The sequence below is a fragment of the Bacillus haimaensis genome, from assembly GCF_048270625.1.
Taxonomy (GTDB): domain Bacteria; phylum Bacillota; class Bacilli; order Bacillales; family Bacillaceae_I; genus Sutcliffiella_A; species Sutcliffiella_A haimaensis.
The window spans coordinates 3931293-3943316 of sequence record NZ_CP158164.1; the positions used below are offsets into that span (position 1 = coordinate 3931293).

A 12024-nucleotide genomic window follows, 5' to 3' on the forward strand; every position below is an offset into this window, starting at 1 on the left:
TGATCTAATACTCCGAAAAGAGCACGATGGTAGTCAATTTACGTGCATACATTGCATTCGTCAATAGCAACAATCTTTACGAAAACTTTACCTAATTATCCATTACGAATATATCTTAAAATGAGGGCCATTTCAAGGAAGTACGCGAAAGTACAATATTTTGACAAAAAGAGGACAGATTTTAAGTGGGTATGTTGGGGACAATAGATGCACCTTGAATATTTTTTTGCAAAAAAAAAAGAAAAGCAGGGCATTGTGGATCGCCTGCTTTGCTCTATTGATTAAGAAGCGCCTGCTTCTTCGTATTCTACTTCCAGTTCGCCTAAACGATGATACTCGGCTAAGACCGCTTCCTGGATCTTCCCGCGAGTGCCTGAGTTGATAGGGTGCGCGATATCGCGGAACTCTCCATCAGGCGTACGTTTACTAGGCATCGCAACAAATAAGCCATTATTCCCATCGATTACACGAATATCATGAACAACAAATTCATGGTCAAGTGTAATAGACGCGATAGCTCTCATGCGACCATCGGTATTAACGCGGCGTAATCTTACGTCAGTTACTTCCATTCTGTTCACCACCTTTTCCCCAATAAAAAAACTTAGTATTATAAATTCTCTAAATTTTTAATAATTCCTTCTTATTTCAAAAATATTTTTTGAAAATTTTGGGCAAAATGGTGAAAAAAGAATAGATACTATTTTACTAACGCGATTACTTCTATTTCTACAAGAACATCTTTCGGCAGACGAGCTACCTCTACACAGGATCTTGCAGGCTTATGCGTGTGGAAATACTCTCCATACACTTCGTTGATCTCTTGAAATTCATCCATGTTTTGGATGAAAACAGTTGCCTTTACGACAGTTTCCAGGGATGCACCCGCTTCAGCCAATACAGCTTTCAGGTTTTGGAATACTTGATGTGTCTGTTCTTTCACATCTCCATTAACCAACTCCCCATCCGCTTTCAATGGAATTTGTCCGGAGCTATAAAATAAATTATTTACAACAATACCTTGAGAGTATGGTCCTATTGCTTTTGGAGCATTGTCCGTATGCACAACTTTCATATTCACACACCTCTATTATTTTAAATTAGTGTTCGTTTTGACGTGCTGCAGGTAATTGCCTTTCTGCACTTCAATCTGACGATCCTTTTCGTTTACCTTTTCCAGCTTCACCAAGGACACGTAATCCTCGATCAGACGTTCTTCAATATGCTCCGATTCTACCAGGATTCCGATCCCCGCCACATTGGCCTGGAATTCTGCCAGCAGGTTGACCATTCCGCTCACGGTGCCGCCAGCCTTCATGAAATCATCGATGATCAGGACATTTGAACCTGTTTCCAGGCTTCGTTTCGCCAGAACCATTGTTTGGATCCTTTTGGACGAACCGGATACATAGTTGATGCTGACCGTCGACCCTTCCGTGACCCTGCTGTCTCTTCTTACGATAACTACCGGTACATCCAGATAGCTTGCAACCGCATGTGCAAGAGGAATTCCTTTGGTAGCCATCGTCATGACGATATCCACCTTTTTATGACTAAAGGCTGTGGCAAACATTTTCCCGACTTTGTTTAGCACTTTTGGATTACCTAGTATATCTGTCATATACAGATACCCACCAGGCAGCAGCCTTTCTGGTTTGGCGATGATGGTGCTCAGCTCCTCCAAATAAGCCTCCGCCTCTTCATTGCTTACAAACGGGATATATTTCACACCACCTGCAGCCCCAGGTACCGTAATGAGGGTTCCGATCCCTTGCTGCTCAAAAGTCTGTTTGATAATTCCCAGATCTTCACTGATAGATGATTTAGCGGAACCATATCTGTCAGCAAAAAAGGAAAGTGGTACAAGGCCTTGGGGATGCTGCAGCATATAATGCGTCATATCTACAAGACGACCACTCCGACGTAATTTCATGACTTTTCCTCCTAAAATCCGAATGTTTTAATGTAAATATAACATTATTATACGGATTTAATCAAGGGTGTTTCGTTCTCCCAGCACCCTTACGGCAAATACCTGGTCACAAAATCCCCTAAGGCCATTATACATGCGGTGCATTCTGGAATCGTATTGCACAATCCCGAATACGGTAGGGCCGCTGCCGCTCATCAGCACAGCATCAGCACCGAATTTTTTCATCTGGTCTTTGATATGTGCCACTTCAGGGTAAAGCTTCAGGGTAACAGATTCCAGTACGTTGCCGACCAGTCCTGTCATCCGATCATAGTCATTATCCTGAATCGCCTGTATCATGCCATCCACATCGGGATGAGACACCTTCGTCAAATCCAGATTGTTGTACACTTCTGCAGTGGATACACCGATTGTCGGTTTTGCAAGGACAATCCAGCTATGAGGAGGGGCAGGCAAATGCTCCACTATTTCTCCTCTTCCAGTAGCAAGGGCTGTTCCTCCATACACACAGAAGGAGACATCCGACCCTATTTCAGCGCCGATCACCGCCAGCTCATCCAGGGTAAGCCCTAATTTCCACAGCTTATTCAACCCTCTAAGTGTTGCCGCTGCATCACTGCTTCCACCTGCCAATCCCGCAGCGACAGGAATCATTTTGGTGATCGCAATCGAAACTCCCTTGTCCACCTTGAATCTCTGCTTTAAAAGAGAGGCAGCCTGGTAAGCCAGATTCCGATTATCATCCGGTACATAACGGTTATGAGAAATAATATGGATCTGACCATCGTTTCTTTCTGTCAGCTCAATGCGATCAGCTAAATCGATGGTGGTCATGATCATCTTTACTTCATGAAAGCCGTCTGGACGCTTATGTAGCACATCTAGCGATAAGTTAATTTTCGCTGGTGCTTTTTCTAACAGTCTCACATTCTTCACCTACTTTTATCGTCTCCAATTATTTCTGTATTGTACCACATTTTGATGTAGAAATATCTCATATTATGTCAAATATTATCCCACTAAAAAAGTGCACCTTACTATATTCAGCATTTTCCTTTTATCGTGAAAAAACCGAAGTGTCATGCACTCCGGTTTTGGTCATTTGTCACTTAGGTTGATTTTGGCCTAACTGTCTTTCCGCCAGCTCAATGGCCCGTTTGACCATGTTCCCAGCATCTTTGGCACGAATGGCGCCCCAACCTTCCTGTTGCACCACATCATAGAAGCCAAGCTCTTTTGCAAGCTCCTCTTTCAGCTGATAAGACATCATTCCACGTCTTCTTCTGCCCAAAATGAACAGCCTCCTTTATGATCTTAATGGTGACAGTACTAGTATAGGTACCAATCCGTCCTTTTATAAGCGGATATATATGTATGAGGATTTTTGGGCAAAATAAAAAGCAGCAAACTGTTTGTCTACTGCCCACTAATTGCCATATTTCCTTCTTCGAAGAATGTAAGTTGTACCGTTTCTGTGAGGACATCTGCATAGCTGTAGGATACGCGTTCAAAAGCATTTTCGTCTTGATCTAGTTCTATTACAAATACAGATGGATAAGTCTCTGCCAAAACCCCAATGCGCTCAATCGTCTTTCTCCGACCACCGTTTGCACGAAGAGTTAACTTTTTTCCTAAATTAGAATCTAACGTCCTTTTGATATCAACCAACGTTTTTCCCATTTTACTCCACCTCACTATACTATACATAGTATAACACATCACAAAGAAAAATTCAAATAAAACTTAAAATTATAACAACCCTAAAAGCAACCTGTCAATAACTTTTCTTCAACAATTATCTCCATATGTCTACATTTATGATGTGCTACTAGTTATTGGAATATGTATAAGATCCGGAAAAAGTTTTCTATAAAATAAATGGGCATGAAAAAACCCTTAACATCACCTTGTTAAGAGTCTTCTTCCTCGTCATCTGAAGGGGGGCGAAATGGCATTCCGGTTCTTAGTACACCACGTGTCTCAATTCCGCCTAGTCCTTTTTCCCCTGTGAGGGTGTTTTTCAGTACATCCCAGACATTTACTCGGTCCATGAACGGGGTGAAGCATATTCTGGCGACAATGTATACAGGATCCAAGGCGTGGATGTTCACCCTTGAAGGTGAGCTTGCAAAATTGGCTCCCGCGCGGATCAGTGACTCAAAATGCGACTGGCAGGCCCCTGCAAATATGACAAGCTGATCAAGGTTGGGCTGTATTTTTCGGGCTTTTTGAACCGTTTGTACAAAATGCCGTGAATGCCTATATGCCGAGATGTCCGACACTTTCCCTTTGCTCTTGGAATAGGCGTCATGACCGGTGATGACCAGGATATCCGGGCGATACTCTTCCATCAGTCCCAATATCTTCTGAGGCATTTCTTTTTCATTTATATGAAAGCCGTGTACAGGAACACCTATCCGCTCATAAAGCTCCATGCATTTTTTTAAATACAGAGGGTCTCCATCGATATGAAGCACCCTTCCAGGCATTTGAAAGTAGCTTTGGTCCGTACTATACCCTCCGGTTGCCTGGTATTCGTTTTTTTCCCGGATCAATTGATAATCCTGTTGGAACAGCTGCAGCGAGCGGTTCGCCTTCGATTCGGCACGCTGTTTTCGCATCATCTGTTCCTTTCCATCCATTATCTCCAGATCACTGTACGGGGAATCTGCCATGAGCCGAACATCTTCCCCATATAATAAAACCACTAACTGGTCATATTCCGTTTTATGAATATCCATGACACGAAAGAGAAGGTCATAGTTATATGATTTGCGAGCTACAATATCTCCAACCTTAATTTTCATATTTTCCCCTCCAACTGGGAGGCTACACCTATCCCAACTGACTATCTAACCTAGAATATGCAATACCGAGTTTCTATGTGAGAGGGAATATACCTTTGGAGCACATACGCAAAAAACAAACAGCTTCCCCATCCACACCAGTGCCTGGCTCCTCCACCCACCCCCTTCCTCTCTCTCCCCCAAACAAAAAAAGAGGGGCCTGGCACTACTAAGTACCGTCCCTCACAACAAAAATTCCAAATAGCAAAACCAAAACACAAAAAACGGCCCTAAAGGCCGTTTTAGTTTGGTGAGGATGGATAGATTTCTAATAGTGCGTCACTTAGTTTACCGAATTCCTCGATTGAGAGTGTTTCGCCTCTTCTTTTTGGATCGATGGATGCTTGGTCAAGGGCAGTTTCTATTTGTGCTTTTTTTGCTTTTCCCTCAGGGAGGTGGCTTGTCAGGTTGTTCAGGATGGTTTTCCGGCGTTGTCCGAAACTAGCTCTTACTACTTCAAAGAAAAAGTTCTCGTCCTTCACGTTCACTGCAGGCTCTTCTCTGACAGTGAGACGGATAACCGCTGAATCTACATTAGGTTGTGGGACAAAGACTGTCTTAGGCACAATCATGACCGTCTCCGCCTTCGTATAGTATTGTACTGCGATAGAAAGGGAGCCGTATTCCTTGGTGCTCGGTTTTGCGGCCATTCGATCTGCCACTTCCTTTTGCAGCATGACAGTAATGCTGTTTAATGGCAGTCCTTCCGTTAAGAGCTTCATAATGATTGGAGTGGTTACATAGTAAGGCAGGTTCGCTACCACTTTCACTTCTTCAAAGCCCTTGATTTCATCGCGAATCAAGTTTTCCACGTCCGCCTTTAATATATCCTGGTGAATCACTTTAACATTGTCATACGGGGATAAGGTGTCTTCCAAGATCGGCAGAAGCCGCTGGTCTATTTCAAAGGCGATGACCTTCCCTGCTCTTTTAGCAACCTGTTCGGTAAGGGCACCTATCCCCGGTCCGATTTCAATCGCGGCGGTGTTCTCTGAAACTCCTGAAAAATCCACAATCTTATTTAGGATATTCGTGTCGATCAGAAAGTTTTGGCCTAAACTTTTTTTGAATGAAAATCCGTATTTATCGAGTATTTCTTTTGTACGTTTCGGTGTGGCAATATCCTTTTGCATTTATTGCTCCTCCTGCTCTAATTGAACTAATGCCTCTTCCAATCGCTCTTGGTTGATATGAAACATCTGTAAGCGTCTCTGTAGCTGCTTTCCATTTGTGTATCCTATATTCAGGAACTCCCCTAACCGCTCCCTTTTTTTCTTGGCAGAAGGACCCGCTATCAAGCCGAAGGAGAGTAATGTGTCAAAGGATATCAATTCCATGTTCTGCTCGTATTCTTGATGCAGTCCGGACAGGGCTTCCCTGATGGAAGCAACTGTTGCGTGCTCGACCCCTATCCCTTTGCCGTTTTTTCCACGCGCAAGGCTCTTTGGCAAAAATGCATGCTTACAGCCAGGAACAGACTGTCTGATGGTATGCCTGATCTTTTCCCCGGGTAATCCGGATCGGTGAACACAATCACCCCTCGCGTCTCCTGGGCATGTTTGATGCGATTCAATATTTCTTCGTTGATGGCAGAGCCGCCCGTTTCAATCGTATCGGCATCCACCGCTCTTTTTATGGCAACTGTGTCGTCTTTTCCCTCGACCACAATTATTTCTTTTATTTTCATTTTTTCCTCCAAAATGGTGAAACCTTCTTTAGTTTGAATCGTCTAACTATATGAACGATAACAATAGTATGTATTCTACTTTATTTTATCTATCTTGACTAATTAATATTAGTAGGGGGTAAGGATAAATAGGAACCGAAATAAACTGATTCCGCTTTTTTATTTATTCTAACAGAATAACAGAAAAAAGCAGAGGCTATACACCCCTGCTCCATTTTTAAACAAAGCTATTCCTGCAAAGAAATCCGACAAGGTTAGTCGAGGATTTTAATTTTAACCCTTTTCCTTCCCCAGCGATACGCAGATTCTTTGTCAGCGAAAAACACATCAATCTTATTTCCTTTGATGGCACCGCCAGTATCTCCGGCAATGGCATAGCCATATCCTTCTACATAGACCTTTGTACCCAGAGGAATCACGCTAGGGTCCACAGCGATTACCTTTACACCCGGATTGGCGCGCAAATCGATTCCTGTGCTTGTAACTCCACTGCAACCATTACAGTACGCAGTATAGGCTGTGGAGGATACATAGAATTCCTTCGAGCCCGCGTCAGAACTACGGGAAACGACTTGCGTAGGCGCTGGAGGAGCTTTTGTTCCTACTGCAACGATTTTATCCATCGTCTCTTTTAACGTCTCTTCTTTGATCAATTCACGAGACACTTCTTTACCATTCTCTAAAACCACTTCATAATGCTTTGCAACGGTACCGTGTTGTCCTTCTTGAACAACTTTCTCTTTCCCTTTATCGAGGTTGCCATCATTTTTTGTGACAACGCCGTGATCAATAGTCTCTTCCACTACATCGGTGACTTTTTCAACTCTAGTAACGTTAACTACAGAATTATTTGCTACCAATTCTTCTAAGCTTGGCTCCACTCGGTCAAGATCATTCAATGTGATTTCTTGCTGTTCTAAAAAGTCAGCGACCGTAGTCGAAGTAGACCATACCTGTTGCTCTTCTCCGCCGACATTCAGGGATACCTGAAATGCCTTCTCTATTTCTATGACTAACTCATCTTTGATGGAGTCATCCAGACTCACATTCAATTTATCATGTTCTGCTAGCTTAATATCTTTTTGAGTAAGTAATTCTTTTACTGTTTTGGCTGTCGTCCACACCTGTTGCCTATCATCATCAATGACTAGCTCCACTTCTTTGGCGGGATTCCATACTATTTGCATCGAATCGGTTACTTTTGTATTTTCTGAAGGATGCAGATGATCCTCCGCGCGAACTGTGATATTCAGCTCTTTCAGTATATCCGCTACGGTTTTAGCGTGAGTGCGTAAAGACACTTCTTCTCCGTCAACATTCACTTTTACAGCAGCCTTTGTGCCATGGAAGACACCAAAGCCAAGTATGGCTGAGAAGACTATGAAACTAGTAATAAAAATAGCTAGTCTGGTCTTGCTCAACGAACCAGAAAACAGTTTTTTCATGCTCTGTAACATGTAAAAAAACGCCTCCTTCTCCTCGGATGGAATTATATAGACATGTATGTATCTTGTCAACCCTTGCCACTTGCTTGACCGTAATGTCTATTATGCAGAATATTTCAACAAAAGGGAAGTGAAATATATCGACACGATTATCCTATGAAGAGAAGAAGTATGGTAGAACTTTTTTATTTTTTGAGGCTTTTGGACAAGTATCCCCTAATTATGTCAGGCTTTCTTGTCAGTTTATGCCGAATAGTTTTTTTGCGTTTGCTGTTGTTTTTTCTCCTATCTCTTCCACTGTCATACCTCTTAAGTAAGCTATCTCTTCCGCCACCAAACGGACATAGCTCGGTTCATTCCGCTTTCCGCGGTATGGATGAGGCGTCAGGTAAGGACAGTCCGTTTCTATTAACAGCATGTCCAATGGAATCTCCTTCACCACTTCTTTCGGTTTTTTAGCATTCTTGAATGTGACCGGCCCTCCAAAGGATATGTAGAAGTTCATCTCCATGCATTCCTGTGCCACTTCCAGACTGCCGGTAAAGCAGTGCATGATCCCACCAACCTCTTTTGCATCCTCTTCTTTAAGGATTTCCACTACGTCCGCAGTTGCGTCTCGGTTATGGATCACGATTGGCAGCTTCACTCTCTTGGCCAATCTAATCTGTTTACGGAACACTTCTTTTTGAATGTCCTTTGGGGACTTGTCCCAATGATAGTCCAGCCCCATCTCCCCAATGGCCACCACTTTTTCATGGGAGGCAAGCTCCTCGATCCAGTTAAGATCCTCTTCTGTCATATCTATTGCATCTACCGGATGCCAGCCGACAGCAGCATAGATAAAGTCATACTGTTCTACCAGCTCCATCGCTTTTTTGATTGTTTTTCGATCAAAGCCAACGACCACCATATTCATCACTTTCTCATTCCGGGCCCGTTCGATTACCTCTTGAAGGTCTTCTTCAAACTGATCTGCATTCAAGTGAACATGTGTATCAAATAACATTTTTAACACTCCTGTTTTTTACTTTATTGAAATATTATTAACCAATATTATTCTCAATAAGAAAATAAGAGATGCAACCCGTTGTTACACGTGAAACATCTCTTACTCTTAAATTTTATTATTTCCTGATAGGAATTAGTTATTTCACTTTCGCACCAAGAGGCAACGATTCGTCCACCGAAGCCAAGGACAGAATTCCGTCTTTTTCCCCAGCAAGAATCATTCCTTCCGAAAGCTCCCCGCGAAGTTTCACAGGCTTCAAATTCGTCACACAAATTACGCGTTTCCCCACCAGTTCTTCAGGTGTATAGAATTTCGCGATTCCTGAAACGACCTGCCTCTTTTCATATCCTAAATCAAGCTGCAGCTTCAGCAGTTTATCCGCTTTCTTCACAGGTTCACAATGGGTTACCTGTGCTACACGCAAGTCTATTTTCATGAAATCCTCAAACGTGATTTCCTCTGAAACGGGTACTTCTTCCGGTTTATTATCTTCCAGCTTGTTCTCTTCCGGCTTTTCCCCTGCTGTAAGCGCAGGCTGCATCATTGTTTTGATGTATTCCACTTCTTCCTTTACTTCAAGACGAGGGAAGATCGGATCTGCTTTTTTCGTTTGAGTTCCTTCCGGTATGATACCAAAGCTTTGTAGGCTTCCCCAGCTTACTAAGGACTCATCGATTCCTAGCTGTTCAAAGATTTTACCAGGGGTTTTTGTCAGGAACGGTTTAAGAAGGATCCCGATATAGCGCAGAGATTCTGCCAGATGTCCCATTACGGAAGCAAGCTGCTCTTTCGTCTCCTCAGACTTTGCCAATACCCAAGGCGCTGTTTCATCAATATACTTATTCGTTCTGCTCACAAGCTGCCAAATCGTTGATAATGCCACGGAAAACTCCATGTTCTCCATTGCTTCTTCGTAATGTACAACCGTTTCCTGTGCGAGTGTGCTCAACGACTGATCGAACTCAGTGACATTTCCTTTATATACAGGAATTCCCCCATTGAAGTACTTATCAATCATCGCTATTGTACGGTTCAACAGGTTTCCTAAATCATTTGCAAGATCAAAGTTTACCCGCTCCACAAAGCCTTCCGGAGTAAAGACACCATCAGAACCGAATGGAACTTCCCTTAAAAGGTAATAACGCAGTGCATCCAGGCCATAACGATCGATTAATGTAACAGGATCGACTACATTTCCTTTTGATTTGGACATCTTGCCATCTTTCATTAAAAGCCAGCCATGGGCGAAAACTTTTTTTGGAAGCGGCAAGTCAAGAGCCATCAGCATGATCGGCCAATAAATAGTGTGGAAACGGACGATTTCCTTCCCTACGAGATGAACATCCGCCGGCCAGTATTTCAGGTACTTCTCATCGTTTTCCGTTCCATAGCCAAGTGCCGTAATATAGTTCGATAACGCGTCGATCCATACATAAATGACATGCTTCGGGTCTCCAGGCACTTTCACTCCCCAATCGAAGGAAGTACGGGATACCGCCAAATCCTCTAGTCCCGGTTTGATAAAGTTATTGACCATCTCATTTTTGCGGGATTCCGGTTGTATAAACCCTGGATTCTCTTCATAATATTGAAGAAGTCGATCCACATATTTGCCCATTCTGAAGAAATAGGACTGTTCTCTCACCAATTCTACAGGGTGACCGCTATCCGGACTTTTCCCGCCGACAACCTTTCCGTTCTCCATGACAGGGTCGACCAGCTGGTGTTCACGATAATAGGTTTCATCGGGAACCGAATACCAGCCTTCATATTCATCCAGGTATATATCTCCCTGATCCAAAAGCTGTTTGAAAATCTTCTCTACGACATCCTTGTGGCGAGTTTCCGTTGTACGGATAAAATCGTCATAGGAGATATCAAGCTTTTCCCAAAGGTCTTTGATGCCGGATACAATATCATCCACATAGGCTTGGCACGTAACCCCTTTTTCTTCCGCTTTTCTTTGGATTTTTTGTCCATGCTCATCCGTACCTGTCAGATACATGACATCATAGCCCTTTAGACGCTTGTACCTGGCCATTGCATCGCCGGCAACGGTTGTATAGGCATGGCCAATATGTAAATTACCACTTGGATAATAGATAGGCGTTGTAATATAGAATGTTTTTTTATTTTCTACCATCAAAATTACCTCCCTTTAATCGAAACATATAAAAGCAGAAAGCTCTCGCCCATGGGACGAGAGCATTGAGCGTCTTCTACTTATACATTTATGTACATCTTAACCTAATTTTTATTACTATTATACATGGTTTAAGCCAGTATTGTTAAGGATTGAGCAAAAATTTTTAGTGCCATGCACTTCCCCTGATTTCCTCCTCTGACCAAGGTTGAATTTTGTCGAAATTTTGTCGAAGGAAAAAGTTGAATTTTGTCGAACGATGTATATAATATTATTATCATTAAAATAAATCACAAGTGATAATCTGTAAACAAACTGTAATCTTTATTCCCTAAAACCCTTTGTATAGCGCTTTAAACCCGCTTTTCAAATACATTTTTTTATAGAAATACAATTTTTTTCAATTAAATCTGTTGACGGATTTTGTAAATATTGTTATGATGAAATTACATTAGATTTGTCGAATAATGACGAAAATGATAGATAATAAGATTCTTATAATATTACAATTTTTCTATTTGAGAGGGGTATTTTTCTTATGAAATCTACTGGTATTGTACGTAAAGTTGACGAGCTAGGCCGCGTGGTTATTCCTATCGAGCTTCGCAGAACATTAGGAATTGCTGAGAAAGATGCTTTAGAAATCTATGTGGATGACGAAAAAATCATCTTAAAGAAATACAAGCCAAACATGACTTGCCAAGTTACTGGCGAAGTTTCTGATAACAACCTTACACTTGCAGATGGCAAAATCATCTTAAGCCGTGAAGGTGCAGAAAAAATCATCGAAGAGATCCAAAACAGCTTAACTGCAAAATAATAAAAGAGGTCGCGACTGCGACCTCTTTTTTATTTTTACCCTATTGTCCCATTAACAAATAAATCAGTTAAACACCCCTTATGGTTTCCGCTCCAGGGGTTCGCTTTCCGCGGGCGGTCTCGGGAGCCTCCTCGGCGCTAT

At 42.4% G+C, this 12024-nt stretch carries 12 protein-coding genes and 1 pseudogene; 1 reads left to right on the forward strand and 12 read right to left on the reverse strand.

All coding sequences use genetic code 11. The features are described from left to right. Positions 1 to 281 precede the first annotated feature (281 nt). The 12 genes and pseudogenes from spoVG to metG all read right to left on the reverse strand — a co-directional run bounded on the left by spoVG (position 282) and on the right by metG (position 11063). Positions 282 to 572 (reverse strand): septation regulator SpoVG, encoded by a 291-nt coding sequence (gene spoVG, locus ABN702_RS20050; RefSeq protein ID WP_010191385.1) that lies wholly within the window; start codon positions 570 to 572, stop codon positions 282 to 284. A gap of 128 nt (positions 573 to 700) precedes the next feature. Continuing rightward, complete coding sequence (gene ridA, locus ABN702_RS20055; protein WP_417898400.1) at positions 701 to 1075, reverse strand: 2-iminobutanoate/2-iminopropanoate deaminase; 375 nt, start codon at positions 1073 to 1075, stop codon at positions 701 to 703. Between the two features lie 15 nt (positions 1076 to 1090). Further along, positions 1091 to 1933, reverse strand: coding sequence for a pur operon repressor (purR, locus tag ABN702_RS20060; RefSeq protein WP_417898401.1), 843 nt, complete (start codon positions 1931 to 1933; stop codon positions 1091 to 1093). Between the two features lie 57 nt (positions 1934 to 1990). Beyond that, positions 1991 to 2860, reverse strand: coding sequence for a 4-(cytidine 5'-diphospho)-2-C-methyl-D-erythritol kinase (gene ispE / locus ABN702_RS20065; protein WP_417900983.1), 870 nt, complete (start codon positions 2858 to 2860; stop codon positions 1991 to 1993). 178 nt (positions 2861 to 3038) lie between these two features. Next, entirely contained in the window at positions 3039 to 3203 is a 165-nt protein-coding gene (locus ABN702_RS20070; protein WP_386645688.1) for a small, acid-soluble spore protein, alpha/beta type, read from the reverse strand. Between the two features lie 146 nt (positions 3204 to 3349). Continuing rightward, positions 3350 to 3613: a biofilm formation stimulator Veg gene (veg, locus tag ABN702_RS20075; protein ID WP_078378395.1), complete on the reverse strand. Its 264-nt coding sequence runs from the start codon at positions 3611 to 3613 to the stop codon at positions 3350 to 3352. 230 nt (positions 3614 to 3843) lie between these two features. Beyond that, positions 3844 to 4740 (reverse strand): sporulation peptidase YabG, encoded by an 897-nt coding sequence (gene yabG / locus ABN702_RS20080; RefSeq protein ID WP_417898402.1) that lies wholly within the window; start codon positions 4738 to 4740, stop codon positions 3844 to 3846. Positions 4741 to 5021: 281 nt separating this feature from the next. Next, positions 5022 to 5912 carry a 16S rRNA (adenine(1518)-N(6)/adenine(1519)-N(6))-dimethyltransferase RsmA gene (rsmA, locus tag ABN702_RS20085; RefSeq protein WP_417898403.1) on the reverse strand — a complete coding sequence of 297 codons (891 nt, stop codon included), beginning with the start codon at positions 5910 to 5912 and terminating at the stop codon, positions 5022 to 5024. Further along, positions 5913 to 6466: pseudogene (gene rnmV, locus ABN702_RS20090) on the reverse strand (ribonuclease M5). Positions 6467 to 6720: 254 nt separating this feature from the next. Further along, positions 6721 to 7923: a ubiquitin-like domain-containing protein gene (locus tag ABN702_RS20095; protein WP_417898404.1), complete on the reverse strand. Its 1203-nt coding sequence runs from the start codon at positions 7921 to 7923 to the stop codon at positions 6721 to 6723. 226 nt (positions 7924 to 8149) lie between these two features. Then, a complete protein-coding gene (locus ABN702_RS20100) occupies positions 8150 to 8917 on the reverse strand; it encodes a TatD family hydrolase (RefSeq protein WP_417898405.1) in 768 nt (255 codons plus the stop codon). A gap of 139 nt (positions 8918 to 9056) precedes the next feature. Beyond that, entirely contained in the window at positions 9057 to 11063 is a 2007-nt protein-coding gene (gene metG, locus ABN702_RS20105; protein ID WP_417898406.1) for a methionine--tRNA ligase, read from the reverse strand. 538 nt (positions 11064 to 11601) lie between these two features. Between metG and ABN702_RS20110 the strand changes: the two genes are divergently transcribed. After that, the gene (locus tag ABN702_RS20110) at positions 11602 to 11883 is read left to right on the forward strand and encodes an AbrB/MazE/SpoVT family DNA-binding domain-containing protein (RefSeq protein ID WP_204419855.1); all 282 of its coding nucleotides are present in this window, start codon (positions 11602 to 11604) and stop codon (positions 11881 to 11883) included. Positions 11884 to 12024: the final 141 nt, after the last annotated feature.